Here is a 26,327-nt window from a genome sequence, read left to right as displayed (position 1 = left end):
CTCAACACCGGAGGTCACAGACTGCATTCAGCCAACACCGCCGGTCTTGGAAAAATCCGCACCGCCACCGGGTGTGAGCACCAGACTCGTCGCCTCGCCCGTCATCCGGTCACCCCCGGGCACCCCGCCCGGCCCGCTGCGGGCCAGCGTGAACTCCCGCGGTGTGCACCCGGTCATCGCCTTGAACTCGCCGCTGAGATGGGCCTGGTCGTAGTACCCGCACACCGCCGCGGTCTCCGCCTGCCCCCGCCCCGCCGCCAGCAGCCGCCGGGCCCGCTGCAACCGCAGCACCCGCCCCGTCGCCTTCGGCCCCAGCCCGATCTGCTCCCGGAACCGGCTCTCCAGCTGCCGCACACTCCACCCGACCTCCTCGGCAAGCCGCGGCACCGGCATCACACCCCCGCTCCGCACCAACTCCGCCCACGCCCGCACGACTCGGCCCGAACACGGCGTACCGGCCGCGGACCACCGCGCGAACACGTCGTCCAACAGCCCGAACCGCGCCTCCCACGTGGGCAACGCGGCCAACGCGGAAGCGAGTTCACCGACCCGGTGGGACAAGGCGTGCGGCAAGTCATCGGGATCGACGGTCCGGTTGGCGAGCTCGTACTGCGGCGTCCCGAAGAGAGTGAAGGCCGCCCAGGGCGCCAACAGCACCTCGATGCCGGAGAGCCGTCCCTTGTGCTCTCCGACGGCAGGGGTGGTGGTCGGCCCGCAGTACACGGACACGAGGGTGTCGGGTGCGCGCCCGGCGCGGGAGATCCGTACGGGCTCCTCGAACCCGAGCAGCAGCGTGGCCGCCCCGATGGGCGCCTCCAGCCGCCGCCGGGGCCGGTCCAGGGCCATCCGAACCCCGCGATAACTGACGACACCGGGCCGCACCCGGGGATGGGGCAGAGCAAGGGCGACTTCCCAGGACCCCCAGGGCCCTTGCCCGGCGCGAACACGCACGGCACGACTCATCGCCCCATGCTGCAACACCCCCAGGGGTGCGGGACAGTGTCAATTTGCGGCTCCGCCGCGTGGGCGCGACAAGCCACGAATCACCCGCACTCGCCCACGCACAGCACCCGGCACCCCCTCAGGCGCCCATCAAGCCCCGCAACTCCGAAGAAACGCACGCGTCCGCTTGGCGATCGGCAACGGAGTGCCCGGCTCACACGGATACATGTCCTGCTCGACGATCGCGAACAGATCCACATCCAACTTCTGCGCAGCCTCCAGCACCGGCCCCAGCGCGGGCACCCCGGTCGGCGGCTCACACATCACACCCTGCGCCACGGCCGGCCCGAACGGCGTCCCCTTGGCCCGCACGTCCGCGAGGATCTCCGGATCCACCTGCTTCAGATGCAGGTACCCGATCCGCGACCCGTACGTCTCGATCAGCTTGACGCTGTCCCCGCCGCAGTACGCGTAGTGCCCGGTGTCCAGGCACAACGACACGAGCGAGGAGTCGGTCCCGTCCAGGAACCGGACGACATTCGCCTCACTGTCGATGTGCGTGTCGGCATGCGGATGGACGACGATCTGCAGCCCGTACTCCTCCCGCACCCGCTGCCCGAGACGCTCGGTCAACGAGGTGAGATTGCGCCACTGCTCCGGCGTGAGGGTGTCGGACTCCAGCACCTCACCGGTCTTGTCGTCCCGCCAGAAGGACGGGATGACGACCAGGTGCTTCGCCCCCATCGCCTGCGCGAGCACCGCGTTGTCCGCGACATGGGCCCAGGTCTTCTCCCAGACCCCCTCACCGTGGTGCAGCCCGGTGAAGACGGTCCCGGCGGACACCTTGAGCCCGCGCCGCGCGACCTCCTCGGTGAGGACCGCGGGGTCGGTCGGCAGATACCCGTAAGGGCCCAGCTCGATCCACTCGTACCCGGAGTCGGCGACCTCGTCGAGGAACCGCTGCCAGGGGACCTGCTGAGGGTCGTCGGGGAACCACACACCCCAGGAGTCGGGAGCCGAGCCGATCCGGATGCGGGACAGTGAGGAAGAGGGTGACAACGACGTCATGCCGGTCAGCTTCCGCGTGAGCGGTAAGCGCTGTCAAGGTCTCGTCCGAATGTCTGGACAAAACATTGACAGGGCGCGCCGTCCGGGACTAGAAATCCGGGGGAGAGTCGATACGAAGGGAACTCGATGGCGTACGACCTGATCACCATGGGGCGGATCGGAGTAGACATCTATCCGCTGCAGACGGGCGTCCCACTGCCGCAGGTGGAGTCCTTCGGCAAGTTCCTCGGCGGCTCGGCCACCAATGTCGCGGTCGCCGCCGCCCGCCTGGGACGCCGCGCCGCGGTGATCACGCGCACCGGCGACGACCCCTTCGGCACCTACCTCCACCAGGCGCTGAAGGACTTCGGCGTCGACGACCGCTGGGTCACCCCGGTCGCCGGCCTGCCCACCCCGGTCGTCTTCTGCGAGATCTTCCCGCCGGACGACTTCCCGCTGTACTTCTACCGGGAGCCCAAGGCCCCGGACCTGGAGATCGACGCCCACGAGCTCGACCTCGACGCCATCCGTGACGCCCGCATCTTCTGGGTCACCGGCACCGGCCTGAGCGAGGAGCCCAGCCGCACGGCGACGCTCGCCGCCCTCGCCCACCGTGCCAGGGCCGGCCTCACGGTCTTCGACCTCGACTGGCGCCCGATGTTCTGGAAGGACCCCGCGCAGGCCCGCCCCTTCTACGAGGAGGCCCTGCGCCACACCACCGTCGCGGTCGGCAACCTCGACGAGGTGGAGGTCGCGACGGGCGTACGCGAACCCCGTGCGGCGGCCCAGGCGCTGCTGGACGCCGGTGTCGAGATCGCCGTCGTCAAGCAGGGCCCCAAGGGTGTCCTCGCCGTCAACAGCAAGGGCGAGGAGGCGGAGGTCCCGCCCCTGCCCGTCACCGTCCTCAACGGCCTCGGTGCCGGCGACGCCTTCGGCGGTTCCCTCTGCCACGGCCTCCTCGAAGGCTGGGACCTGGAGAAGATCATGCGGCACGCCAACGCGGCCGGTGCCATCGTCGCCTCCCGTCTGGAGTGCTCCTCCGCGATGCCCACGCCGGAAGAGATCGAAGCCGCCATCGCCGCAGGAGCCGTCAAGTGACCGTCGACGTCTCCGAACTCGTCCGGCTGCGCACCCGCCACCCCGAGGCCGTCGCGGAGGCCGCCGCCCGCCGCGTCCGCAGGCCGCTGCTCGGCGCGAACGACCGCCTGATGATCGTCGCCGCCGACCACCCGGCCCGCGGCGCCCTCGGCGTCGGCGACCGCAAGTTCGCCATGGCCAACCGCGCCGACCTGCTCGAACGCCTCGTCCTGGCACTGTCCCGCCCCGGCGTCGACGGCGTCCTCGCCACCGCCGACATCCTCGACGACCTGCTCCTCCTCGGCGCCCTCGACGGCAAGGTCGTCATGGGCTCGATGAACCGCGGCGGCCTCCAGGGCGCCAGCTTCGAACTCGACGACCGCTTCACCGGCCACCGCGCCGAGGACATCCAGCGCCTCGGCTTCGACGCCGGCAAGCTGCTCCTGCGGATCGACTACGCCGACCCGGGCTCCCTCACCACCATGGAGTCCACCGCGCGGGCGATCGACGACATGGCGGCACGCCGACTCCCGGTCTTCGTCGAGCCGTTCATCAGCAGCCGCACCGACGAGGGCAAGGTCAGGAACGACCTCTCCGCCGAGGCCGTCACCAAGTCCATCGCCATCGCCTCGGGCCTGGGCGGCAGTTCGGCCTACACCTGGCTGAAGGTCCCCGTCACCGAGAACCCCGACGACATGGCCGAGGTCATGGCCACCTCCACGCTCCCCGCCGTCCTCCTGGGCGGCGAGGTCGGCGACGACCAGGACGGCGCGTACGAGAAGTGGCGCGGGGCGCTGCAACTCCCCACCGTCCGGGGCCTGGTGGTCGGCCGTTCGCTGCTCTACCCGGCGGACGGGGACGTGGCCGCCGCCGTGGACACCGCCGTAGGACTGCTGTGAGGGCCGGCATGAGCAACGATCTGTACGTCCCCAAGGGCGCCTCCAGTAACGCCCGGTACACCGTGGACATCGACCCCAAGCGGGCCGGCTGGACCTACTGCAGTCTGCGGATCGTCACGCTGGAGCCGGGTGGCGCACACACCTTCACCACCGGCGACAGCGAGTGGATCGTTCTTCCGCTGGAAGGCGGATGTACCGTACAAACAGAAGAAAAAGAGTTCCAACTCCTGGGCAGGGAAAGCGTGTTCGCGTCGGTCTCCGACTTCGCGTACGTGCCCCGCGACGCCCGGGCAACGATCGCCTCCGGCGCGGGAGGCCGCTTCGCCCTGGCAGGAGCGAAGTGCGAGCGACGACTCCCCGCCCGCTACGGCCCCGCGCCGGAGGTCCCCACCGAAGAACGCGGCAGCGGCAACCGGCTGCGCCACGTCCGCAACTTCGCCTCCGCCGACGCCTTCGACTGCGACAAGCTGATCGCCGTCGAGGTCATCACCCCCGGCGGCAACTGGTCCTCGTACCCGCCCCACAAGCACGACGAGAACCGGCCCGGCGAGGAAGCGGAGCTGGAGGAGATCTACTACTTCGAGATCGACGGCCCGAACGGTTTCGGCTATCAGCGCGTATCTCCCTCGCGTGAGGGCGGATCGGACGTCCTCACGGAGGTCCGCTCCGGCGACGCCGTCCTCGTCCCCGACGGATGGCACGGCCCGTCCATCGCCCAGCCCGACCACGACATGTACTACCTGAACGTCATGGCCGGACCGGGGGAGACGCGCGAGTGGCGGATCTGCTTCCACCCGGACCACACGGAGGGTTACCGATGACCTCAACGACGAGGCTCACGGTCGCACAGGCACTCGTACGCTTCCTCGCCGCCCAGTACACGGAGCGCGACGGCGTACGGCAGCGGCTGATCGGCGCCACCTGGGGCATCTTCGGCCACGGCAACGTCGCCGGACTCGGCCAGGCGCTCATCGAGTACGGCGACGACATGCCGTACCACCAGGGCCGCAACGAGCAGTCGATGGTCCACGCGGCCATCGGCTACGCCCGCCAGTCGGGCCGCCTGTCCACCCACGCCGTGACGACGTCGATCGGCCCCGGCGCGACCAACCTGGTCACCGGCGCCGCGCTCGCCACGATCAACCACCTCCCGGTCCTGCTCCTCCCCGGCGACATCTTCGCGACCCGCGTCGCCGACCCGGTCCTCCAGCAGCTCGAAGTCCCCTACGCGGGAGACATCAGCGTCAACGACAGCCTGCGCCCGGTGTCGCGGTACTTCGACCGCGTCATGCGGCCGGAGGCCCTGATCCCGGCCGCCCTCCAGGCGATGCGCGTCCTCACCGACCCGGTGGAGACGGGCGCGGTGACCCTCGCGCTGCCCCAGGACGTCCAGGCCGAGGCCTACGACTGGCCCGACGAGTTCTTCGCCGAGCGGACCTGGGTCGTACGACGTCCAGGCGCCGACCCGACCGAACTCGCCGAGGCCGTCAGGGCGATCCGCGCCGCTCAGCGCCCCCTGATCGTCGCCGGCGGCGGCGTCCACCACAGCCGCGCGGAGGAGGCCCTCGCCGAGTTCGCCGAAGTCACCCGCATCCCCGTCGCCTCCACCCAGGCCGGCAAGGGCTCCCTGCGCTGGGACCACCCCCAGGACGTCGGCGGCATCGGTCACACCGGCACCGCGACCGCCAACGAACTCGCCCGCCAGGCCGACCTGGTGATCGGCGTCGGCACCCGCTACACCGACTTCACGACCGCCTCCCACACCCTGTTCTCGGGTGACGGCGTCCGCTTCCTCAACCTCAACATCGCGCCGTTCGACGGTCACAAGCTCGCCGGTCTGCCGCTCATCGCGGACGCCAGCAGCGGCTTGGCCGAGCTGACCGCGGCCCTGCGGATGCACGAGCACCGGGTGACGGAGTCGTACGTCGGCGAGTACGCGCTCGACAAGGACCGCTGGGAACACCGCGTCGACGCCGCCTACGAGGCCGACGAGCCCGACGTACGCCCGACGCAGCCGCAGGTCCTCGGCGCCCTGGACGCGATCGTCGACGAGTCCGACGTGATCATCAACGCGGCCGGCTCGCTCCCCGGCGATCTGCACAAGCTGTGGCGGGCGCGCTCCCGGGACCAGTACCACCTGGAGTACGGCTACTCCTGCATGGGCTACGAGATCCCGGCGGCGATCGGCGTGAAGATGGCCGACCCCGAGCGCAACGTCTGGGCGCTGGTCGGCGACGGCACGTACCTGATGATGCCGACCGAGATCGTGACCGCCGTGCAGGAGGGCGTCGCGATCAAGATGGTGCTCATCCAGAACCACGGGTACGCGTCGATCGGCGGGCTGTCCGAGTCGGTGGGCGGTGAGCGGTTCGGTACCGCGTACCGCTACCAGTCGGAGGACGGTACCTACACCGGGGCGCCGCTCCCGGTGGATCTGGCCGCCAACGCGGCCAGTCTGGGAATGCGCGTTCTGCGCGCGAAGACCGTGGGTGACCTGCGCGAGGCCCTCGCTCAGGCACGTGCGGCGGACACTCCCACATGTGTCTACGTCGAGACCGAAACGGCAGACACAGTGTCGGGCGCGCCTCCGGCGCAAGCCTGGTGGGATGTACCTGTGGCCGAGACCGCGACCCGACCGTCTGCGGTGAAGGCACGAGAGCTGTACGACCGGCACGTCTCTACCCGACGCCGCCATCTGTGAAGGAGCAACTGGGCATGACGAAGATCGTCAACCACTGGATCGGCGGCAAGACCGTCGAAGGCGCGTCGGGCAACTACGGGCCGGTCACCGACCCTGCGACCGGCGCGGTCACCACCAAGGTCGCGTTCGCCTCCGTGGAGGAGGTGGACTCCGCCGTCGCCGCCGCCAAGGACGCGTTCCAGACCTGGGGCACCTCCTCGCTGGCCAAGCGGACCACCATCCTGTTCAAGTTCCGGGCGCTCCTCGAGGCGAGCCGGGACGAGATCGCGGAGCTGATCACCGCCGAGCACGGCAAGGTGCACAGCGACGCGCTGGGCGAGGTCGCGCGCGGTCTGGAGATCGTGGACCTGGCGTGCGGGATCACCGTGCAGCTGAAGGGCGAGCTGTCCACCGAGGTGGCCTCCCGCGTGGACGTGGCCTCGATCCGGCAGCCGCTGGGTGTCGTCGCGGGCATCACGCCGTTCAACTTCCCGGCGATGGTCCCGATGTGGATGTTCCCGATCGCCATCGCGACCGGCAACACCTTCGTGCTGAAGCCGTCGGAGAAGGACCCGTCGGCCTCCCTGAAGATCGCCGAGCTGCTGGCCGAGGCCGGTCTGCCCGACGGCGTCTTCAACGTCGTCCACGGCGACAAGGTGGCCGTCGACCGCCTCCTGGAGCACCCGGACGTCAAGGCCGTCTCCTTCGTCGGCTCGACCCCGATCGCCCGCTACATCCACACCACCGCCTCGGCGAACGGCAAGCGCGTCCAGGCCCTGGGCGGCGCCAAGAACCACATGCTGGTCCTCCCGGACGCCGACCTCGACGCGGCGGCGGACGCGGCCGTGTCGGCCGCCTACGGCTCGGCGGGCGAGCGCTGCATGGCGATCTCCGCGGTCGTCGCCGTCGGTTCGATCGGCGACGAGCTGGTGGACAAGATCCGCGAGCGCGCCGAGAAGATCAAGATCGGCCCCGGCAACGACCCGACCTCCGAGATGGGCCCGCTCATCACCAAGGTCCACCGCGACAAGGTGGCGTCCTACGTCACCGGCGCCGCGGCCGAGGGCGCCGAGGTCATCCTCGACGGCACCGGCTACACGGTCGAGGGCTTCGAGGACGGCCACTGGATCGGCATCTCGCTCCTCGACAAGGTGCCGACCACCGCCAAGGCGTACCAGGACGAGATCTTCGGCCCGGTGCTGACCGTGCTGCGCGTGGACACCTACGACGAGGGCATCGCGCTCATCAACGCCTCGCCGTTCGGCAACGGCACCGCGATCTTCACCCGGGACGGCGGCGCCGCCCGCCGCTTCCAGCTGGAGGTCGAGGCCGGCATGGTCGGCGTGAACGTCCCGATCCCGGTCCCCGTCGGCTACCACAGCTTCGGTGGCTGGAAGGACTCGCTCTTCGGAGACCACCACATCTACGGCAACGACGGCACGCACTTCTACACCCGCGGCAAGGTCGTCACGACCCGCTGGCCCGACCCGGCCGACGGCCCCTCGGGCGTCGACCTCGGCTTCCCGCGCAACCACTGAGCGACCGCTGAGCCCGGGCACCTCCCAGGTGCCCGGGCTTCGTCATGCCTACTGCCCCTGCGAGTCCTTCAGGGCCTGGGTCATGTCGGCGGTCTCCGCGGCCGGGGGAGCCTTGATCTTGGCCGTGGCACCGAACTCGGAGAAGTCCATGGTGGCCGTGACCTTGCCCATCACCTGCTTCAGACGGACGGGCAGGTCCTTGTCGTCCAGCCAGATCTCCATGGTGATGGAGTCCGCGCCGCCGGTCACCGAGCCCAGCATGCTGTCGTCGCCGGTGTAGGCCTCCTCGAACTTGCCCATCTTCGACTGGTCGATCACGGCCCGGTAGTGGGTCGTCTTCTGCCCGTTGACGGTCTGCGAGCCGAGGTCCTCGACGTCGTCGGCGTACTTGAGGCCCTTCATCGAGGCCGTCGGGTTGCCACCGCCGCCCCCGTTCATCGCCGCGGCGCCGTTCTCGCCGAACACGGCGGAGGCGTCGACCTTCATCCACTCCTTGCCCTTGAGCGGGCCCGAGGCCTGCGGGTCGACGTCGTAGTAGTACACGCCGTCGACGAGCAGACAGTGGATCGTCGGGTCGTCCTGCACGGTCTGCATCTGCGCGGCCGCGGTGTCCATCCGGACGTCGTAGGCGATGCCGTCGCCCCACGAGTACGTGCCGTCCATGGCTATCGGTGTGCCGGTGCCCAGGTCGGTCGTCACCTTGATCTCGGCGGAGCCGGTCTGTTCGGTGCGGTCCGTGGCCCGCGTGAGCGCCGCCATGATCGCGTCGGTCTTGTCGACCGCCTCGGCCGTGTCCTTCACGGACTCCGCGCTGCACGCCGACGTCGCGACGAGCGCCGCCGCCGTGAACCCCACCCAGGCAGCGGTGTACCTCAGCTTCATGTTCCCCACCCGTTGCTGTGATTCGTATGTGAGTTCTGTGAGAAATGACTTTAGCGGGCCGTACCGACATCCCCGCGACGGGATTTTTTCGCCGCGGACGCTGCGGTTCCCGTACACCCCAAGGACGGGTGGGGGACTGCGTCAGGCAGCCGTATACGAATGCGAAAGGGCAGTTGATCTACTGATTCCGTAGCAAGCAAGCCATTGACGCAATGGTTTTCGTCGGGGTTCCATGCAGCGCAATCAGTTGCACGAGTCGATCGGAACCGCCGTATGACCGACACGCTCCGCCCTGCCGAGGCCGTCCTCCCCGAGGCGCCGGGCAGTCCCCAGAAGCTCAAGCGCTCCATCGGAGTCGTCGGCGGCACCCTCCTCACGCTCTCCTGCGTGACGCCCGCGTCCACGCTCTTCGTGGTGGTCCCGGACCTGTTCGGCTCGCTCGGCACCGCCACCGCCCTGACGATCGCCATCGGCTCCCTCCTCTGTGTCGCCGTGGCGTTCTGCTACTCCGAGCTGGGCACCCTCATCCCCAGCGCGGGCGGCGAGTACGCGATGGTCTCGACGATGGCGGGCCGTCTGGCGGGCTGGCTCGTCTTCGTGCTGTCCCTCCTGGTCGTGATGATCGTCCCGCCGGTGATCGCGATGGGTACGGCGGACTACCTGGCGCCGATAGTCCACCTGGACCCCTCTCTCGCGGGCGCCGGGGTCATGCTCCTGGCGACCCTCGCCGGCCTGCTCGACCTGCGCGCCAACGCGTGGATCACCGGCGTCTTCCTGGTCCTGGAGGTGATCGCGGCGGCCGTCGTCGCGGTCCTGGGCTTCGCGCACAGCGAGCGGGGCGCGGACAGCCTGATGTCGCTCCAGGTGGCGGGCGCGGACGGCCACGCGGACACGGTGACGGCGATGCTGATCGTGTCCGGCCTGGCCATCGCCCTCTTCATCACCCAGGGCTTCTCGACCGCCGTCTACCTCTCCGAGGAGATGGAGAACCCGCGCCGCAACGTGGCCCGCACGGTCCTGATCACCCTGGCCATCTCCTCCGCGATCATCCTGATCCCAGTGATAGCCATCACCATGGGCGCCAAGGACCTCACCGCACTCACCGGCGGCGACATCGGCACGATGGTCACCACCTGGTCCAACTCCGCCGTCGGCACCTTCGTCAGCCTCTGCGTGGCCCTCGCGATCATCAACGCGGGCATCGTCATGGTCATCCAGAACTCCCGCGTCCTCTTCGCCTCGGCCCGCGACAAGGCCTGGCCCACCCCGGTCAACAACGTCTTCGCCAAACTGGGCCGCTTCGGCTCCCCCTGGGTCGCCACCCTCGCGGTCGGCGTCCCCGGCGCGATCCTGTGCTTCGTGAACCTGGACACCCTGTACGGCATCACGGGCGTCTCGGTGACGGCCATGTACCTCCTGGTCGCGGTAGCCGCCCTCCTGTCCCGCCGAGGCCACCACAAGCACACCCCGGCCTGGCGCATGCCCCTGTGGCCGGCGGTACCGGTCCTGCTGATCGCGGTGCTGGCGTACATCCTGAGCCAGCAGGAGACGGCGTACTTGCTCTGGACGGGCGGCATCACAGCGGCGGCAACGCTGTACTGGGCCGTGTACCTCCGCTCGCGCAGGACCACGAGGTGGCTGGTCTCGATTCCCACGGAGGAGTAGCGCCCCGTCAGGGGCGCGGGGAACTGCGCGACCAGCCACAAACAACCCGCACCCGGCAACTCACAGACCGGACCGAGCTCGTAGCCATACAGCGAACGCGGTACACGAAAGCCACTCCGTACCCCTGTAGGCGGTCCCGGAGTTCAGCCCTCGGTCGATAACGATCCGACAGCTTCACCCCGTACCGTTGAACCATGGATCTTCGACCCCCCGGACTACGCGCACGCTTCCGGAGGCCGCGACGGTGGATCGCCGCCGCGGCCTCCGTCGTCGTGCTCGCCGGTGCCGGTACATGGACGGCCGTCGCGGACGATGACGTGCCCCCGCTGCACCGAGCAGACCGGGTCATGGCCTTCAACGGCGTACGCATAGACACCTCGTACTTCACCCCCGACACCACCGGCCGGCACCCCGCCGTCCTCCTGGGCCACGGCTTCGGCGGCAGCAAGAACGACGTACGCGAACAGGCCGAGGAACTGGCCCGGGACGGCTACGCGGTCCTCACCTGGTCCGCCCGCGGCTTCGGCAGATCCACCGGCAAGGTCGGCCTCAACGACCCGGACGCCGAGGTGGCCGACGTCGAGAAGCTGATCGACTGGCTCGCCGAGCAGCCGAGCGTCCAGCTCGACAAGAAGGGCGACCCCCGCGTGGGCATGGCGGGCGGCTCCTACGGCGGCGCGATCGCCCTGCTCACCGCCGGCCACGACGACCGCGTCGACGCCATCGCCCCCGCGATCACCTACTGGAACCTCTCGGACGCCCTCTTCCCGAACGGCGTCTTCAAGAAGCTCTGGGCCGGCATCTTCGTCAACACCGCGGGCGGCTGCGACAAGTTCGAACCGCGGATCTGCGAGATGTACCAGCGCGTCGCCGAGTCCGGCACCCCGGACGCCGCGGCCGAGAAGATGCTGGAGGAACGCTCGCCCTCCGCGGTCGGCGACCGGATCAAGGTCCCGACCCTGCTCATCCAGGGCCAGACCGACTCCCTCTTCCCGCTCAACCAGGCCGACGCCGCCGAGAAGGCGATCAAGGCCAACGGCGCCCCCGTCGACGTCGACTGGATCGCGGGCGGCCATGACGGCGGCGACATGGAGACGAGCCGCGTCCAGTCCCGCGTGCGCTCCTGGTTCGACCGCTACCTCAAGGACGAGAAGACCACCGACACCGGCCCGGCCTTCCGCGTCACCCGCACCGGCGGCGTCGACTCCACCGACGGCGCGGCGCAGCTCCGGGGCGCGAGCGACGACACCTACCCCGGTCTGGAGAGCGGCCGGAAGTCCATCGCCCTCACCGGCCGCGAGCAGGACTTCGCCAACCCGGCCGGCGCCAACCCGCCCGCCGTCTCCGCTCTCCCCGGCCTCGGCGGCTCCGGCCTCTCCCAGCTCTCCTCGCTGGGCGTCGGGGTCTCCCTGGACTTCCCGGGCCAGTACGCCCGCTTCGACTCGAAGCCGGTCACCGACGACCTCCGCATCACCGGCGCCCCGACGGCCACCGTCCACGTGAAGTCCACGACCGACGACGCCGTCCTCTTCGCCAAGGTCTACGACGTGAGCGCGAACGGCACCCAGCAGGTGCTGCCGTCCCAGCTGGTCACACCGCTGCGCGTCGAGGGCGCCAAGTCCGGCAAGGACGTGACGATCACCCTCCCGGCGATCGACCACAGGATCGAGCAGGGCCACCGCCTCCGCCTGGTCCTCGCCTCCACGGACCTCGGCTACGCCTCCCCGGCCGCCCCGGCGACGTACACCGTCTCCCTGAAGGGCGACCTCGACGTCCCGACGGCCCCCGGCGTCTCCACCGCGGCCGCCCCGCTGCCCTCCTGGGTCTGGTGGCTGCCCCTCGCGGGCGCCGTGCTCGCGCTGCTCCTGCTCCTGACGGGCCGCCGCCGCACGGCCACGCCCGCCCCGGACCCGGAGCTGGCCGAGGTCCCGCTCCAGATCACCGACCTGAGCAAGAAGTACGCGGGCGGCGACCGTTACAGCGTCCGCGACCTCTCCTTCCGCGTCGAGAAGGGCCAGGTGCTGGGCCTCCTCGGCCCCAACGGCGCCGGCAAGACGACCAGCCTGCGCATGCTGATGGGCCTGATCAAGCCGGACGGCGGTGAGATCCGGGTCTTCGGCCACGCGATCCGCCCCGGCGCCCCGGTCCTGTCCCGGGTCGGCTCGTTCGTCGAGGGCGCGGGCTTCCTGCCGCACCTCTCGGGCCGCGAGAACCTGGAGCTGTACTGGCGGGCGACCGGCCGCCCGGCCGAGGACGCCCACCTGGACGAGGCGCTGGAGATCGCCGGCCTCGGGGACGCGCTGGCCCGCGCGGTCCGCACGTACTCCCAGGGCATGCGCCAGCGCCTGGCCATCGCCCAGGCCATGCTCGGCCTGCCGGACCTGCTCATCCTCGACGAACCGACCAACGGCCTCGACCCGCCGCAGATCCGCGAGATGCGCGAGGTGATGATCCGCTACGCGGCGGCCGGCCGCACGGTCATCGTCTCCAGCCATCTGCTGGCGGAGGTGGAGCAGACCTGTACCCACCTCGTGGTCATGGACCGCGGCCGCCTCGTCCAGGCCGGCCCGGTCGCCGAGATCGTCGGCTCCGGCGACACCCTGCTGGTCGGCACGGCCTCGCCCGTCGAGGAGCCGATCGTGGAGAAGGTGGCGGCCCTGCCCGGCATCGCCTCGGCGCTCCGCACCGACGAGGGCATCCTGATCCGCCTCGACACCGACGGCAGCGCCCAGCGCCTGGTCGCCGAACTCGTCCGGCTGGAGGTGCCCGTCCAGTCGGTGGGCCCGCACCGCCGCCTGGAGGACGCCTTCCTCACCCTGATCGGAGGTGCCGCGTGAGCACGCTGACCGAGACGGCCTCCGGCTACACAGCGGGCCGTACGCTCCCCCTGCGCGTGGAGCTGATCCGCCAGCTCAAGCGCCGCCGCACGATCGTCATGGGCGGCATCCTCGCCGCCCTGCCCTTCGTCCTGCTCATCGCCTTCGCCATCGGCGGCGAGCCGGGCGGCGCCAACAGCACGGTCTCCCTGATGGACACGGCGACCGCGTCCGGCGCCAACTTCGCCGCGGTCAACCTGTTCGTGTCGGCGGGCTTCCTGCTGGTCATCCCGGTCGCCCTGTTCTGCGGGGACACGGTCGCCTCGGAGGCCGGCTGGTCCTCCCTGCGCTACCTCCTCGCGGCCCCCGTGCCCCGGGCCCGCCTCCTGTGGTCCAAGCTCTTCGTCGGCCTCGGCCTCAGCCTGGCCGCGATGATCATGCTCCCCGTCGTCGCGCTGGCCGTCGGCACGGCGGCCTACGGCTGGGGCTCCCTGGAGCTCCCCACGGGCGGTTCGCTCGACCCGGGTACGGCGGCACAGCGGCTCGTCATCGTCGTGGGATTCATCTTCGTCTCCCAACTGGTCACCGCGGGACTCGCGTTCTGGCTCTCGACCAAGACCGACGCTCCCCTCGGCGCGGTCGGCGGCGCCGTCGGCCTGACCATCGTCGGCAACGTCCTGGACGCCGTGACCGCCCTCGGCGACTGGCGCCACTTCCTGCCCGCGCACTGGCAGTTCGCCTGGGCGGACGCCGTCCAGCCCACTCCCGAGTGGTCCGGCATGATCCAGGGCACCGCGGTCTCGATAACGTACGCCCTCGTGCTGTTCGCGCTGGCCTTCCGCGGTTTCGCCCGCAAGGACGTGGTGTCCTAGGTCAACGGAGGATCACCTACCGGTCTCGACGGCCCGTCTCCGTGGCCTCTTCGAGACGCTTCCGCAACGCTCCGTAGCGCACGTTCCGGCCCCCCGGCCCGTCACAGTCACAAAGGTCGACGTCAACGGACCAAGGGGGCACGGAAGATGGAGCAGTACCGAATACGACGCGTGCGCGCCGCGCTGCTCGCACTCACCGCGGCGGGCGGCCTGCTGCTGACGGGCTGCAGCGCGAGCGGCGACGGCGCGAGCGATTCCTCGTACGACGGCGGCAACAAGGGGGGCGGCTACGCACCCGCCCCCGACGGCGAACAACAGGGCGGCCCGGACACCTCCGACAGCGACTCCCGTGAGGTCGCCCCCGAGCCCGACTACCTCTCCACCTTCGCCCTCGACGTCGACACCGCCTCCTACGGCTACGCCCGCCGCGCCCTCGCCGACGGGCAGCTCCCCGACCCCTCGACGGTCCGCCCCGAGGAGTTCGTGAACAGCTTCCGCCAGGACTACGACCGTCCCGACGGCAACGGCTTCTCGGTGACCGTCGACGGCGCCCGCACCGACGAGGACGACTGGTCCCTGGTCCGCGTCGGCCTCGCCACCCGCGCCGCCGAGGACGCCGAAGACCGCCCGCCGGCCGCTCTGACCTTCGTCATCGACATCTCCGGCTCCATGGCCGAGCCCGGCCGCCTCGACCTGGCCAAGGACTCCCTGGGCACGATGACGGACCAGCTCCGCGACGACGACTCGGTCGCCATCGTCACCTTCAGCGACGAGGCCGAGCGGGTCCTGCCGATGACCCGCCTCGACGGCAACCGCAACGAGGTCCACGACGCCATCGACGGCCTGGAGCCCACCGACTCCACCAACCTCGGCGCGGGCGTCGACACCGGCTACGAGACCGCCGAGGACGGTCTGCGCGAGGGCGCCACCAACCGTGTCGTCCTCATCTCGGACGCCCTCGCCAACACCGGCGACACCGACTCGGAGACCATCCTGGAACGCATCGCGGGCGAACGCCGCGAGCACGGCATCACCCTCTTCGGCGTCGGCGTCGGCAGCGACTACGGCGACCAGCTGATGGAAGAGCTCGCCGACAAGGGCGACGGCCACACGGCCTACGTCTCCGACGAGGACGACGCCCGCAAGGTCTTCGTCGAGCAACTCCCGCAGAACATCGACCTCACCGCCCGCGACGCCAAGGCCCAGGTCTCCTTCGACCCCGAGACGGTCAAGGAGTTCCGTCTGATCGGCTACGACAACCGCCGGGTCGACGACGAGGACTTCCGCGACGACAGCGTCGACGGCGGCGAGATCGGCCCCGGCCACACCGTCACCGCCCTCTACGCCGTCCGCCACAAGCCCGGCACCGACGGCCACCTCGCCACCGCGAGCGTCCGCTGGCTCGACCCCGCCTCCCGCACCCCGCACGAGGAGTCCGGCCAGCTGGAGAGCGAGGACCTCGACGGCGACCTCTGGGACGCGGGCCCGCGTCTCCAAGTCACCGCCGTAGCCGCCTACTTCGCCGACACCCTGCGCTCCTACGGCGCCGAGTTCAGCCCCCTGCCCGGTACCCCGTCCCTCGGCGAACTGAGCGAACGCGCCCACGACTTGGCCGAGAGCACCGAGGACGAGGACGTACGACAGCTGGCCGAGGCGATCGACCAGGCGAACCGTCACGACTGACACAAGCTCCTGCCGAACCCATTGACCTTTTGTTACGCACGAGTAAGTTGACCCCCCAGTCAGAGCCGACTGGGGGCCGTCATGGGCGTACGCAAGGACCTGAAGCGGGCGAAGCAGCGCACCGACCTGGCAAGCCGTACCGAGGTCGAGATCACCAGGGACGCGAAGGGCGTGGTGCGAGAGGCCCGCACCGCACCCCTCGCCCCCCGGCCGCCGACCGGCAGCACCGCCGACCTGCCCTTCACCAACGCGGCCGAGGCCCCCGACGCGGTGGTCCTGCGCCGCGAACAAGGGGACACCTGGCACCCCGTCACGGCCACCGCCTTCGCCGACGAAGTCACCACCGTGGCCAAGGGGTTGATCGCGGCGGGCCTCGAACCGGGCGGCCGCGTCGCGGTGATGTCCCGCACCCGCTACGAGTGGACCGTCCTGGACTTCGCGATCTGGGCGGCGGGCGGCCAGACCGTCCCGATCTACGCCACCTCCTCCGCGGAACAGGTGGAGTGGATCGTCCGCGACTCCGGCGCCCGCTTCGTCGTCACCGAGACCGCGGAGAACGCCGACACGGTGACGGCGGGCACCTCATCACACCAAGCCCCGCCCCGCATATGGCAGTTGGACGCGGAAGCGCTCACCGAACTCAGGAACCTCGGCGCCGACCTCCCCGACGAGGAGGTCACCAAGCGCCGCACGAGCCTGACCCCCGACACCGTCGCGACGATCTGCTACACCTCCGGCACCACCGGACAGCCCAAGGGCTGCGTCCTCACCCACGCCAACCTCCACGCCGAGGCTGCCAACACCGTCGAGCTGCTCCACCCGATCTTCAAGGAGGTCACCCGCCAGGTCGCCTCCACCCTCCTCTTCCTCCCGCTCGCCCACATCCTCGGCCGCACCCTCCAGATCGCCTGTTTGATGGCCCGCATCGAGATCGGCCACTGCCCGAGCATCAAGCCCGACGAACTCCGCCCGGCGCTCAAGGAGTTCCGCCCGACCTTCCTCGTCGGCGTCCCGTACCTCTTCGAGAAGATCCACGACACCGGCCGGGCCACCGCCGAGAAGCTCGGCCGCGGCGCCTCCTTCGACCGCGCCGACCGCATCGCCGTCCGCTTCGGCGAGCAGTACCTGGACAAGTTTCTCGACCGCGGCAAGGGCCCGGGCCTCGGCCTGTGCGCCGCCTGGGCCCTGTACGACCTGCTGGTCTACCGCCGGGTCCGCAAGGAGCTCGGCGGCCGGATGCGCTACGCCATCAGCGGCGGCTCCCCGCTCGACCGCAACCTCAACCTGTTCTTCTACGCGGCCGGGATCATCGTCTACGAGGGCTACGGCCTGACCGAGACCACGGCCGCCGCCACCATCGTCCCGCCCCTGAAACCCCGCCCCGGCACGGTCGGCCCACCGGTCCCCGGCACCGCCGTCCGCATCGCCGACGACGGGGAGGTCCTCATCAAGGGCGGCATCGTCTTCGGCGCCTACTGGAACAACCCGGCCGCCACCGACGCCGTCCTCACCGACGACTGGTTCGCCACCGGCGACCTCGGCTCCCTGGACGAGGACGGCTATCTCACCATCACCGGCCGCAAGAAGGACATCATCGTCACCTCGGGCGGCAAGAACGTCTCCCCGGCCGTCCTGGAGGACCGGCTGCGCAGCCGCCCACCGGTCGGCCAGTGCGTCGTGGTCGGCGACAACCGTCCCTTCGTCGCCGCCCTCATCACCCTCGAACCCGAGGCGATCGCCCACTGGCTGGCGGTCCGCAGGATGCCGGCCGACACCCCGCTGTCCGAGCTCGTCCGGGACCCGAGGCTGCGCGCCGACGTCCAGAAGGCCGTGGACTACGCCAACGAGGCCGTCTCCCGCGCCGAGTCGATCCGCGCCTTCACCCTCGTCGAGGGCGAGTTCACCGAGGACAACGGCATGCTCACGCCGTCCCTGAAGGTCAAACGGCACACGGTGCTGTCGGCGTACGCGCAGGACATCGAGGCGCTCTACCGCGGATGAGACGCCGAACGGCGGGCCACCGGGGAACCGGTGACCCGCCGTGGCGGGAATCCGAGGATCAGCGGTTGCCCGTGCCGTTGCCGGAGAGGGCCGAGATGTCGTCCAGGATGTGCGACAGCGGCTCGTCGCCCTTGGCCTGGGTGGAGTTCTCGACACACTGCTGGTTCTGCGGGGCCGACAGGATCGGCACGTCCTGGATGGCACCGACGGCGATGAGACCGGCGAGCCCCTGGGCGTTGAGCTTCGCCGGCAGGCCGATGCAGGGCTTGTTCAGCGAGCCCTGGACCAGCGAGAGCTGCGGGCTCATGTCGCCGAACGTGGCCGAGTTGCCGAACTCCTGCGAGGCGTGGTTGCCGCTGGCGGAGTGGGTGCCGTCGCCGTCACCGATGGCAAGAGCCTGGGGGGCGGCCGCAGCCGAGACACCGGCGACGGAGGCGGCGATAGCCGCGGTAGCCCACAGCTTCTTCATGTTCATTCCCTTTCGAAATGCGGACTCCGGTGGGGAGCTGCATGATCGACAACGGTCGCACCCCGGCCGGGGTTGCGTTCTTTGCCCCGATTGGCCCAGCGCACTCACGAACTGTGCGGGCGCCCCGGTCGTACGAGCTCATTTGCAGGTCAGCGAGCTGCCGCGCACCGGGCCGTACCCCTTCAGGCCCGGCGGGTCCTTCGGCTTGGGGTTCGCGTCGGCCTTGAGCAGCGGCCGGTCCGCGCGCAGTTTGGCGAACATCGCGTCCGCTCGCTTCATGTCCCAGGCCAGCGTCGAACCGATGTCCGGCCGGGTCTCGTTGAAGCCGGCGATCGGCACCGTCGTGAACTCGATGGCCTTGGCCGGCACCTTCTGCAGCGCCGCCGCCAGCTGTACCAGCTCCTTGGCGTCGAAGCCCTGCTCGACCTGCCCCTTGCCGAGCAGCGTGTCCACCACGCGCGCCATGCCCACCGGATCGGTGAGTGCCTTCTCCTTCTGGAGCCCGCGCAGCGCGTTCACCAGGAACCGGTGCTGGCGCTGGATCCGCCCGAGGTCGGCGCTGGTGTCGACGTGCCGGGAGCGGACGTACTGGAGCGACGGACCGCCCTTCAGCCGGTGCTTGCCGGGCTTGAGGTTCAGCTTGGTGGCCGAGTCCTTCAGGGTCCGCGAGGTGCACACCTCGACGCCGCCGACGTCGTTCACGGCGTCGATGAAACGCCGGAAGTCCACCTGGACATACCGGTCGATCCGCACTCCGCTCATCGACTCGACCGTGCCGATGGCGAGCGAGGGGCCGCCTTCGTTGTAGGCGCCGTTGATCTTCGAAGGGTGCGGCGGGCGTTCCTCGCCGCTCGGCTCGTCGCGGTACGGAGGGATGTCCGCGTAGGAGTCCCGCGGCATGCTCACCACGCTGACGCGGTCCCGGCGCGCGGAGACATGGATGAGCATCAGGACGTCGGTGCAGTTGCAGGCGATGCCGCCGGCGTGGAACTTGCGCTTCTCGACGGCGGTGATGGTGTCCCGTCCGTCCGTGCCCATGAGCAGGATGTTCAGGGCCTTGGGCGCCTGCCGTTCGGGGAGCGCGGAACCGCCGAGGAGGGTCGCGGTCGTCGCGAGGACGAGTCCGGGGATCGCGAGGGAAGAAAGGGTTCTCTTCATCGTCACGCGCCGAACGCTAAAACAGCGGGCCGCCGAGAAACCGGCGGCCCGCTGACGGAGGCTCAGATTGCAGCCCCAAGGATCAGGAACGTCAGTCCCCGAGGGTGGCTCAGCGGTTGCCCGTGCCGTTGCCCGCCAGGACCGAGATGTCGTCCAGGATGTGCGACAGCGGCTCGTCGCCCTTGGCCTGGGTGGAGTTCTCGACACACTGCTGGTTCTGCGGGGCCGACAGGATCGGCACGTCCTGGACGAGACCGACAGCGCCGACGCCGAGGAGCCCCTGCAGGTTCGCCTTCGCCGGGAGGCCGATGCAGGGCTTGTTGAGAGAGCCCTGGATGAGCGCCATCTGCGGGCTCATCTTGCCGTAGGTGGCCGAGTTGCCGAACGACTGGTGCGCACCGTTGCCGCTGGCGGACTTGGTGCCGTCGTCGTTGCCGATCGCCATGGCGGGGGAGGCGGCACCCACGATGGAGGCGGCGACCGCGGCGGAAGCCAGAACCTTCTTGATCACTTGCTAGTCCCTTCTGGAGAAACCCCGTCCACCGGAGCGTTCTGGTCAACTGCCCGGGATCCGCTTGGTTGCTCCCATTCACTCTGTTGGCGCAGCGGAAAGAGTGGCCGCCGTGCATATGTAAGTCCGCTGATTCCGTTAATTCCATGGGAGTTACCGGCCCGATCGGGTGAAGCGTCGAAACCAAACCCCGCGGAGCTGGTTGATGCGAAAGCAGGAGCGTGTGTCTTGGTGATGCACCCAGGAAAGGAACAGAAATGCTGAAGAAGGCAATGGCCGCCGCGGCGGTCGCCGCTTCCGTCGTAGGTGCGGCGTCGCCGGCCATGGCCATCGGGAACGACGACGGCACCAAGTCCGCCAGCGGCAACGGCGCCCACTCGGCGTTCGGCAACTCGATCACCAAGGGCGACCTGAGCCCGCAGGCGACCCTGGTGCAGAGCACGGCCAACAAGCTCTGTGTCGGCCTGCCCGCGAAGCTGAACGCTCAGGGAATCCTCGGTCTCATCGCCGCCGTCGGCGTGGCCCAGGATGTCCCGATCCTGTCGGCCCCGCAGAACCAGCAGTGCGCCGAGAACTCCACCCAGGCCAAGGGTGACGAGCCGCTGTCGCACATTCTCAACGACATCTCCGCCCTCGCCGGCAACGGAACGGGCAACCGCTGATCCAGCGCTGGTGAATCCGCTCGGGCGGTCCGCGAATGCATGCGGGCTGTCCGAGCGTTTTGCGCCACTCAGGCGAAGCGTTTCTCCTCGTTCGGATGCCGTGTGTCAATTCTGTGAAGGCGTTAGAGTGAATTACCAGGCGACGCACGTTCCTTAGTTTCTTCGTCTGTCTATCCCTCGTTTACAGCCTGCAGGTCACGTCATAGGGGCATGACCGCAGAGAAGGGAAAGCTCATGAAGAAGACCGCTGCTGTCGTCGCGGGCGCGATCATGGCCCTGGGTATGGCCGCCCCCGCTTTCGCGGACGCCGGTGCCGAGGGTGTCGCTGTCCACTCGCCGGGCGTCCTCTCCGGCAACGTGGTCCAGGTCCCCATCCACATCCCGATCAACGTGTGCGGCAACACCGTCAACGTCATCGCCCTGCTGAACCCGGCGTTCGGCAACACCTGCATCAACAAGTGACGCCGTAACGCCACCAGCCACTTCGGCTATCTGAGCCGGCCTTGGACAGCTTCTGTTGCCTTCCAAGGCCGGCTTTTCCCACTTCTTCAAGCAGGAGGACAACGAGATTGCGACAGACCCTGAGTAGGGGAATGGTCGCGGCCGCCGCCGCGACGAGCATCCTGTCCCTGTGCGGCAGCAGCCCCGCCCTCGCCGACTCGGATGCGGACGGCACCACCAAGGGCTCGCCCGGCGTCCTGTCCGGCAACAACGTCCAGGTCCCGGTCGAAGCGCCGGTCAACGCCTGTGGCAACTCCGTCGATGTCATCGCCCTGTTGAATCCGGCGTTCGGCAACTCCTGTGCCAACGACTCGGGTCCGCACAAGAGCGGTGCCTCGTACGGCGACGACCACGGCGACGACTCCGGCTACGGCGGGGGCGGCCACGGCCCCTCCGGGCACGCGACGCAGGGCCGCACCGAGGGCTCGCCCGGTGTGCTGTCCGGCAACAACGCGCAGGCGCCGGTCGAGGTACCGGTGAACGCGTGCGGGAACACGGCGGACGCCGTCAGCGGACTCAACCCCGCCTTCGGCAACGACTGTGACTCCGGCGGCTACGGGGACACCCCGGGCTACGGGGACACCCCGACACCGACGCCCAGCGATCACGAGACGCCCACGCCCACTCCGACGCCGAGCGATCACGAGACGCCCACTCCGACGCCGACGCCCAGTGAGCACGAGACGCCCACTCCGACGCCGACGCCGAGCGATCACGAGACGCCCACGCCGAGCGAGACGAAGCCGACCGACCAGGAGACGCCTCCCGGCCCGGGCGGCCCGCCGCCCACCCTCCCCGACACCGGCAGCGAGGCCATGCTGGCCGCCGCCGGTGTCAGCGCCGCGATGATCGCGGCCGGGGCCGTGCTGTACCGCCGGGGCCGCAGCGCCGCCGGCGCCCACCGGTAGTGCGCCGGGTGCCGGACCTCCAGTCCGGCACCCGCGCCCCGTTCAGCGGCGTACCCGCTCCGGTGTCCCGTGCCGCGCCGGCGCCGGCACGATCCCCTCGCGCGGACCGGTGCGCAGACGGCGCCGCACCCCTCGTACCAGCGCACTCGCCGTGTAGGTCGCGCCGTGCACGAAACGCATCGCCGGGCCGAAGGCGGAGGCCGTCACCAGGCCCGCCAGGAACAGGCCGGGATGCGACGGGGACTCGAAGTCCCGCCCGGCCTCCGGGGCGCCGTCCGCGCCCGTGGCCAGGGCCGAGCGCAGGCCGTCGGAGAGCAGGCCGAGCCGGTCGCCGGTCGCCCTGAATCCCGTGGCCGCGACGACGTGTTCGGTCTCCAGGGTGCGCAGCACCCCCGCGCCGTCCGCCCGGTCCAGCACCTCGAGCCGCACCCCTCCCGGCACCGCCCGCGCCGCCGCCACCTCGTGGGCGAGAAGCACCTCCACGGCCGGCTCCACCCGGTCCCGCACCCACCAGGCGCCCGCCGGACCGAGCGCCGTCGCCGCGATCCGGGTCCGCGTCGGCTCCGGGAGCCGGCGGAAGAGACCGGCGCGCTCGGCGTAGAACCAGTTGCGCCAGCCGCAGCCCAGGCCGCTGTGCGGGGAGCGCACCGACTGCCACCAGGGGCGCTGCCACGGCGGCGGCACATCGTTCCAGCACAGCTCGCCGGCGCGCGCCAGGACCCGGACCCGGGTGCCCTGTTCCGCGAGGAGCGCCGCCGTCTCCAGGGCCGCCTGGCCGCCGCCGATCACCGTGACGTCCTTGCCGCGGAAGCGGTCGAGGTCGCCGTGGTGGCTGCTGTGCGAGACGAGGGAGGGGGAGAGGCCGTCGAAGACCGAGGGGATCTCCACGAACGGCATCACCCCCACGGCCAGCGCGACCGTGCGGGAGGGCAGCACCTCGCCGTCCTCGGTGACCGTCTCGAAACCGCCGGGGCGCAGGGCCACCAGCCGGCTCACCGTGCGCTCGTCGACCTTGGGCACGGCGTTGCGGGCGAACCACAGGCCGTACTCGGCGAACATCTCCACCGGGATCGGCTCCCCGTGACGGGCCGTCACGCCCTGCCCCTCGCAGTAGACGTCGAGGCGCCAGCGGCGCTCCGGGTCGGAGAGGTTGGAGGCCCGCGGTTCCGACTTGAGGAACATCCCGGGCGGCATGTGATCGCGCCAGGACGCCATGGGCCGGCCGAAGACACGCACGTTCAGTCCGGCGGCCGCGGCGTGGGACGCGATGGACAGGCCGTACGGGCCCGCGCCCACCACCAGCAGGTCGTACATCAGCGGCTGCTCGCCTTCTCGTCGTCGGTCAGTTCGGTCGTCAGCGGAGAGGCGGTCGCCTGGCGCACCAGGCGCACGCGGGCCCGGTCGCCGGCCGGGGCGCACAGCCTGCGCAAGCGCTCCAGCAGACGGCGGGACACATGCCGGCCCCACAGCCACCACATCGCCCAGCCGGGCGCCCGGTCGTCCCGGGCACCCCAGGCCAGCTCCCGCCCGGCGCGCCGCGGGCGCAGCGCGGTCAGCGGGGCGTAGTTCTCCACCACGAACGCCCGCCCGGACCGCGGCGCCCCGTCCGGCAGCGGACGGTGCGTCAGGTCCAGGTGCAGAGCGCGTACGACGTCCAGGTCCGCGGTGTCGCTGAAGAGCCGGAACTGGGCGCCGGGGCGCGGATTGAAGTCGAGGAGATGGGGGCGGCCCTCGTCGTCGCAGCGGAAGTCGAGGTCGAGGATGCCGCGGTAGCCCAGCTCGCCGGTGATCCGCTCGGCCAGCGACTGCACCCGCGGGTCCGGTGTCCAGCGGCCCACCGCCGTCAGGCCCGCCCCGCGCGGCCAGGCCCGCAGCTTGACGCCGACGCCTCCGCCGCGCACGGCGCCGGAGCGGTCGACGTACCCGTGGAAGAACCAGTCGCGGTCGGTGCCGGGCGGCAGACACGCCTGGAGCAGCAGCCGGCTGCCCGCCTCCGCCGAGCGCAGATACAGCTCCCGCGCCTCCTGCGGGGACCGCACGACCACCGTGCTGCGCAGCCCGCTCTCCGTCGGCAACAGCCAGGGCCGGCTCCACTTGGCGATCACCGGAAGGCCCAGCCGCCAGGCGGCGCCCGCGGCCTCGGCCGCGCTCTGCGGGATCAGCGTGAGCGGATGCGGTACGTCCACGGCGGCGCACAGGGCGGCCAGTTCCGCCTTGTCGGCGACGCGCTCGGCCAGCGGGCCCGCCGCCGCGGGCAGCAGATAGGCGGGCGCCAGCTCCTCGCGCAGCCGGTCCACGGCGACCGCGCTCGCGTCGTCCATCGGGATCAGCACCGCCGGGCGCGCGACACGGGCGGCGATGCGGCGCAGGGCGACGGCGATGTCGGAGGCGGACGCCTGCGGTGGCGGCGGGGGGTGGATCCGACGTACAAAACGCGACCGGGCCACCGGACTTCCGGCAGTATCCGCGATCACATGCACCTCCACTCCGGCCCTGCCGAGCGAGCGCACGGCGCCCAGCGTGCCGTGGTGAAAGGGATTTCGGTCGATCCGCAGCAGAACGGCGGGGACGCGGGTGTCGAACAGCGACACGGAATCAATTCCTTCGGTCATTTCACCCGTGCGGGCGACAGGGCCACTCGAAAGTCGCAAGCACGGTGGCGGAGTTCCTCTTCACATGACTGAGTGTCAGTTATCGGATTAGCGCGAGAGTGAGAAAGGAGCAGGCATGGACTCACAGCAGCGACGGGCCCGGACCAGACGGCTGGCGTTCATCGCGGCGACCGTCGCCGCGTCCGCCGCCCTGGCCTCGGGGCCCGGATTCGCAGCGGGGGTGGTACGGGCCGGTGATCCTCCCGCTCCCACGCCGGCGGTGCCCGCGGTCCCGGCCGTGCCGTCCGCGTCCGCTCAGCCGCCGGCGGCCACCCCCTCCGCCGACCCGGTGATCGTGCCCGAGCCGAAGCCCGTCCCGGAGCTCCCCGCCTTCGGCGCCTACCTCGACTACGGTCCGCGCGGAGTGCACCGCATCTCCGAGCTCAGCCGCTGGCTGGGCGGCGCCGATCTGCGCGTCGGCCACACCTATCTGCCCGGCGACCGCTGGAGCAACATCGAGGGCGCCCCCACCTTCCTCGAGTCCTGGGCCGACTGGCGCAACGAGCGCGACGACCGGATGTTCGTCCTCAACGTCCCCATGCAGGAGCGCAACGAGGGCCGGGTCCCCGACTACCAGGTCCGGCGGCTGCTCCAGCAGGGCGCGCGCGGCGACTTCGATCACCACTTCCGCCGCCTCGCCGAACGGCTGGTCGAGCTGAAGGTGCCGGACACGGTCATCGTGCTCGGCTGGGAGATGAACGGCATCACGTACACCCATCGCTGCGGGCCGGACCCGGAGGCCTGGAAGAAGTACTGGAACAGGATCGTCACCACCATGCGTTCGGTGCCGGGCCAGAAATTCCGCTTCGATTTCACGCCGAGCCGTGGTCAGGACGCCATCGGCTGGACGAAGTGCTATCCCGGTGACGACACCGTCGACATCATCGGCATGGACTCGTACGACCAGCCGGAAGGCATCTCATTCGACCAGCAGGTGAAAGAGCCGTACGGGCTTCAGGAACACGTGGACTTCGCCAAATCCCACGGCAAGGCAATTTCCTATCCTGAATGGGGACTCTTCCGCAACGGAGACAACGCCGAATACATGCGGCGCATGCTCGCGTGGATGGACGAGCACAAGCCGCTGTACAACACGCTGACGGACTACTGTCCGCACGGCGTCTGGCAGTGCGACGACAACCCCGAGGCGTCGGACGTCTACCGGTCCGTGCTCTTCGGACGCACCGACGAACCGACCCCGGCACCCACCGAGCCCACGCCCGACCCGACCCCGGACCCGACGCCCGACCCCACTCCGACGACCCCGCCCAACTGCTCGCCGCTGGACCTGGGCGAGTGGGTGGAGTACTGGATCGGCGGGAAGCTGTGCATGCGCTTCGACTGGTGGTCGCGCAGCCGGTGAGG

Annotated in this window: 22 protein-coding genes; 14 read left to right on the top strand and 8 right to left on the bottom strand. The window is 70.4% G+C overall.

What is annotated here, in order from left to right:
- Window positions 1-27: 27 nt before the first annotated feature.
- On the bottom strand, window positions 28-846 hold the full coding sequence (locus ACFY0U_RS03675; protein WP_388629596.1) for a helix-turn-helix domain-containing protein: 819 nt from the start codon (window positions 844-846) through the stop codon (window positions 28-30).
- 246 nt (window positions 847-1,092) lie between these two features.
- Window positions 1,093-2,010 carry a sugar phosphate isomerase/epimerase family protein gene (locus ACFY0U_RS03670; protein WP_388629593.1) on the bottom strand — a complete coding sequence of 306 codons (918 nt, stop codon included), beginning with the start codon at window positions 2,008-2,010 and terminating at the stop codon, window positions 1,093-1,095.
- 126 nt (window positions 2,011-2,136) lie between these two features.
- On the opposite strand from ACFY0U_RS03670, the gene iolC reads away from it, so the two are divergent.
- The 5 genes from iolC to mmsA are packed head-to-tail and all read left to right on the top strand — an operon-like array spanning window position 2,137 to window position 8,183.
- Window positions 2,137-3,087 (top strand): 5-dehydro-2-deoxygluconokinase, encoded by a 951-nt coding sequence (iolC, locus tag ACFY0U_RS03665; protein ID WP_388629590.1) that lies wholly within the window; start codon window positions 2,137-2,139, stop codon window positions 3,085-3,087.
- Complete coding sequence (locus ACFY0U_RS03660; RefSeq protein WP_388629587.1) at window positions 3,084-3,965, top strand: deoxyribose-phosphate aldolase; 882 nt, start codon at window positions 3,084-3,086, stop codon at window positions 3,963-3,965. Before iolC ends, ACFY0U_RS03660 begins: the two co-directional genes overlap by 4 nt.
- Window positions 3,966-3,973: 8 nt before the next feature.
- Window positions 3,974-4,786: a 5-deoxy-glucuronate isomerase gene (gene iolB / locus ACFY0U_RS03655; protein WP_388629584.1), complete on the top strand. Its 813-nt coding sequence runs from the start codon at window positions 3,974-3,976 to the stop codon at window positions 4,784-4,786.
- The gene (gene iolD / locus ACFY0U_RS03650; RefSeq protein ID WP_388629582.1) at window positions 4,783-6,666 is read left to right on the top strand and encodes a 3D-(3,5/4)-trihydroxycyclohexane-1,2-dione acylhydrolase (decyclizing); all 1,884 of its coding nucleotides are present in this window, start codon (window positions 4,783-4,785) and stop codon (window positions 6,664-6,666) included. The genes iolB and iolD overlap by 4 nt, the downstream gene beginning before the upstream one ends.
- Before the next feature lie 14 nt (window positions 6,667-6,680).
- Entirely contained in the window at window positions 6,681-8,183 is a 1,503-nt protein-coding gene (gene mmsA, locus ACFY0U_RS03645) for a CoA-acylating methylmalonate-semialdehyde dehydrogenase (protein ID WP_388629579.1), read from the top strand.
- A 48-nt stretch (window positions 8,184-8,231) separates the two neighbouring features.
- Here mmsA and ACFY0U_RS03640 read toward each other — a convergent pair whose 3' ends face one another.
- Window positions 8,232-9,065 (bottom strand): hypothetical protein, encoded by an 834-nt coding sequence (locus ACFY0U_RS03640; protein ID WP_388629577.1) that lies wholly within the window; start codon window positions 9,063-9,065, stop codon window positions 8,232-8,234.
- A gap of 273 nt (window positions 9,066-9,338) precedes the next feature.
- Here ACFY0U_RS03640 and ACFY0U_RS03635 point away from each other — a divergent pair, with 273 nt between their 5' ends.
- From ACFY0U_RS03635 to ACFY0U_RS03615, 5 genes are all read left to right on the top strand, one after another.
- Complete coding sequence (locus tag ACFY0U_RS03635; protein WP_388629574.1) at window positions 9,339-10,730, top strand: APC family permease; 1,392 nt, start codon at window positions 9,339-9,341, stop codon at window positions 10,728-10,730.
- A 194-nt stretch (window positions 10,731-10,924) separates the two neighbouring features.
- Complete coding sequence (locus ACFY0U_RS03630; protein ID WP_388629572.1) at window positions 10,925-13,567, top strand: CocE/NonD family hydrolase; 2,643 nt, start codon at window positions 10,925-10,927, stop codon at window positions 13,565-13,567.
- Window positions 13,564-14,418 carry an ABC transporter permease gene (locus ACFY0U_RS03625; protein ID WP_388629569.1) on the top strand — a complete coding sequence of 285 codons (855 nt, stop codon included), beginning with the start codon at window positions 13,564-13,566 and terminating at the stop codon, window positions 14,416-14,418. The genes ACFY0U_RS03630 and ACFY0U_RS03625 overlap by 4 nt, the downstream gene beginning before the upstream one ends.
- Window positions 14,419-14,565: 147 nt before the next feature.
- A complete protein-coding gene (locus tag ACFY0U_RS03620) occupies window positions 14,566-16,101 on the top strand; it encodes a von Willebrand factor type A domain-containing protein (protein WP_388629566.1) in 1,536 nt (511 codons plus the stop codon).
- A gap of 81 nt (window positions 16,102-16,182) precedes the next feature.
- Complete coding sequence (locus ACFY0U_RS03615) at window positions 16,183-18,102, top strand: AMP-dependent synthetase/ligase (protein WP_388629562.1); 1,920 nt, start codon at window positions 16,183-16,185, stop codon at window positions 18,100-18,102.
- Between the two features lie 58 nt (window positions 18,103-18,160).
- On the opposite strand, the gene ACFY0U_RS03610 is transcribed toward ACFY0U_RS03615, so the two are convergent.
- The 3 genes from ACFY0U_RS03610 to ACFY0U_RS03600 all read right to left on the bottom strand — a co-directional run bounded on the left by ACFY0U_RS03610 (window position 18,161) and on the right by ACFY0U_RS03600 (window position 20,240).
- The gene (locus ACFY0U_RS03610) at window positions 18,161-18,571 is read right to left on the bottom strand and encodes a rodlin (protein ID WP_388629559.1); all 411 of its coding nucleotides are present in this window, start codon (window positions 18,569-18,571) and stop codon (window positions 18,161-18,163) included.
- Between the two features lie 138 nt (window positions 18,572-18,709).
- Window positions 18,710-19,729, bottom strand: coding sequence for an LCP family protein (locus ACFY0U_RS03605; RefSeq protein WP_388630441.1), 1,020 nt, complete (start codon window positions 19,727-19,729; stop codon window positions 18,710-18,712).
- Window positions 19,730-19,838: 109 nt separating this feature from the next.
- On the bottom strand, window positions 19,839-20,240 hold the full coding sequence (locus tag ACFY0U_RS03600) for a rodlin (RefSeq protein ID WP_388629556.1): 402 nt from the start codon (window positions 20,238-20,240) through the stop codon (window positions 19,839-19,841).
- Between the two features lie 257 nt (window positions 20,241-20,497).
- Here ACFY0U_RS03600 and ACFY0U_RS03595 point away from each other — a divergent pair, with 257 nt between their 5' ends.
- From ACFY0U_RS03595 to ACFY0U_RS03585, 3 genes are all read left to right on the top strand, one after another.
- Window positions 20,498-20,902: a rodlin gene (locus ACFY0U_RS03595; RefSeq protein ID WP_388629554.1), complete on the top strand. Its 405-nt coding sequence runs from the start codon at window positions 20,498-20,500 to the stop codon at window positions 20,900-20,902.
- 234 nt (window positions 20,903-21,136) lie between these two features.
- Entirely contained in the window at window positions 21,137-21,364 is a 228-nt protein-coding gene (locus tag ACFY0U_RS03590; RefSeq protein ID WP_388630438.1) for a chaplin, read from the top strand.
- A 131-nt stretch (window positions 21,365-21,495) separates the two neighbouring features.
- Window positions 21,496-22,311, top strand: coding sequence for a chaplin (locus ACFY0U_RS03585; protein ID WP_388629552.1), 816 nt, complete (start codon window positions 21,496-21,498; stop codon window positions 22,309-22,311).
- Window positions 22,312-22,353: 42 nt separating this feature from the next.
- On the opposite strand, the gene ACFY0U_RS03580 is transcribed toward ACFY0U_RS03585, so the two are convergent.
- Together ACFY0U_RS03580 and ACFY0U_RS03575 are read right to left on the bottom strand one after the other, a co-directional pair.
- Window positions 22,354-23,625 carry an NAD(P)-binding domain-containing protein gene (locus ACFY0U_RS03580; RefSeq protein WP_388629550.1) on the bottom strand — a complete coding sequence of 424 codons (1,272 nt, stop codon included), beginning with the start codon at window positions 23,623-23,625 and terminating at the stop codon, window positions 22,354-22,356.
- Window positions 23,625-24,902, bottom strand: coding sequence for an ATP-grasp domain-containing protein (locus tag ACFY0U_RS03575; protein WP_388629548.1), 1,278 nt, complete (start codon window positions 24,900-24,902; stop codon window positions 23,625-23,627). Before ACFY0U_RS03575 ends, ACFY0U_RS03580 begins: the two co-directional genes overlap by 1 nt.
- Window positions 24,903-25,038: 136 nt before the next feature.
- Here ACFY0U_RS03575 and ACFY0U_RS03570 point away from each other — a divergent pair, with 136 nt between their 5' ends.
- Window positions 25,039-26,325: a glycoside hydrolase family 26 protein gene (locus ACFY0U_RS03570; protein ID WP_388629545.1), complete on the top strand. Its 1,287-nt coding sequence runs from the start codon at window positions 25,039-25,041 to the stop codon at window positions 26,323-26,325.
- The last annotated feature ends 2 nt before the right edge of the window (window positions 26,326-26,327 follow it).

Origin of the sequence: Streptomyces sp. NPDC001536, from assembly GCF_042894505.1 — a bacterium.
Taxonomy (GTDB): Bacteria; Actinomycetota; Actinomycetes; order Streptomycetales; family Streptomycetaceae; genus Streptomyces.
Note: the sequence above shows the minus strand (reverse complement) of the source record. Positions and strands in the feature narration are given on the sequence as shown.

Excerpts from the sequence above, each read along its gene's own strand:
- ACFY0U_RS03640 (WP_388629577.1), bottom strand. The coding sequence starts at position 9,065 with ATGAAGCTGAGGTACACCGCTGCCTGGGTGGGGTTCACGGCGGCGGCG.
- ACFY0U_RS03610 (WP_388629559.1), bottom strand. The coding sequence starts at position 18,571 with ATGAAGAAGCTGTGGGCTACCGCGGCTATCGCCGCCTCCGTCGCCGGT.
- ACFY0U_RS03570 (WP_388629545.1), top strand. The coding sequence starts at position 25,039 with ATGGACTCACAGCAGCGACGGGCCCGGACCAGACGGCTGGCGTTCATC.
- ACFY0U_RS03620 (WP_388629566.1), top strand. The coding sequence starts at position 14,566 with ATGGAGCAGTACCGAATACGACGCGTGCGCGCCGCGCTGCTCGCACTC.
- mmsA (WP_388629579.1), top strand. The coding sequence starts at position 6,681 with ATGACGAAGATCGTCAACCACTGGATCGGCGGCAAGACCGTCGAAGGC.
- ACFY0U_RS03580 (WP_388629550.1), bottom strand. The coding sequence starts at position 23,625 with ATGTACGACCTGCTGGTGGTGGGCGCGGGCCCGTACGGCCTGTCCATC.
- ACFY0U_RS03615 (WP_388629562.1), top strand. The coding sequence starts at position 16,183 with ATGGGCGTACGCAAGGACCTGAAGCGGGCGAAGCAGCGCACCGACCTG.
- iolC (WP_388629590.1), top strand. The coding sequence starts at position 2,137 with ATGGCGTACGACCTGATCACCATGGGGCGGATCGGAGTAGACATCTAT.
- ACFY0U_RS03595 (WP_388629554.1), top strand. The coding sequence starts at position 20,498 with ATGCTGAAGAAGGCAATGGCCGCCGCGGCGGTCGCCGCTTCCGTCGTA.
- ACFY0U_RS03670 (WP_388629593.1), bottom strand. The coding sequence starts at position 2,010 with ATGACGTCGTTGTCACCCTCTTCCTCACTGTCCCGCATCCGGATCGGC.
- iolD (WP_388629582.1), top strand. The coding sequence starts at position 4,783 with ATGACCTCAACGACGAGGCTCACGGTCGCACAGGCACTCGTACGCTTC.
- ACFY0U_RS03590 (WP_388630438.1), top strand. The coding sequence starts at position 21,137 with ATGAAGAAGACCGCTGCTGTCGTCGCGGGCGCGATCATGGCCCTGGGT.
- ACFY0U_RS03605 (WP_388630441.1), bottom strand. The coding sequence starts at position 19,729 with ATGAAGAGAACCCTTTCTTCCCTCGCGATCCCCGGACTCGTCCTCGCG.
- ACFY0U_RS03585 (WP_388629552.1), top strand. The coding sequence starts at position 21,496 with ATGGTCGCGGCCGCCGCCGCGACGAGCATCCTGTCCCTGTGCGGCAGC.
- ACFY0U_RS03675 (WP_388629596.1), bottom strand. The coding sequence starts at position 846 with ATGGCCCTGGACCGGCCCCGGCGGCGGCTGGAGGCGCCCATCGGGGCG.
- ACFY0U_RS03630 (WP_388629572.1), top strand. The coding sequence starts at position 10,925 with ATGGATCTTCGACCCCCCGGACTACGCGCACGCTTCCGGAGGCCGCGA.
- iolB (WP_388629584.1), top strand. The coding sequence starts at position 3,974 with ATGAGCAACGATCTGTACGTCCCCAAGGGCGCCTCCAGTAACGCCCGG.
- ACFY0U_RS03635 (WP_388629574.1), top strand. The coding sequence starts at position 9,339 with ATGACCGACACGCTCCGCCCTGCCGAGGCCGTCCTCCCCGAGGCGCCG.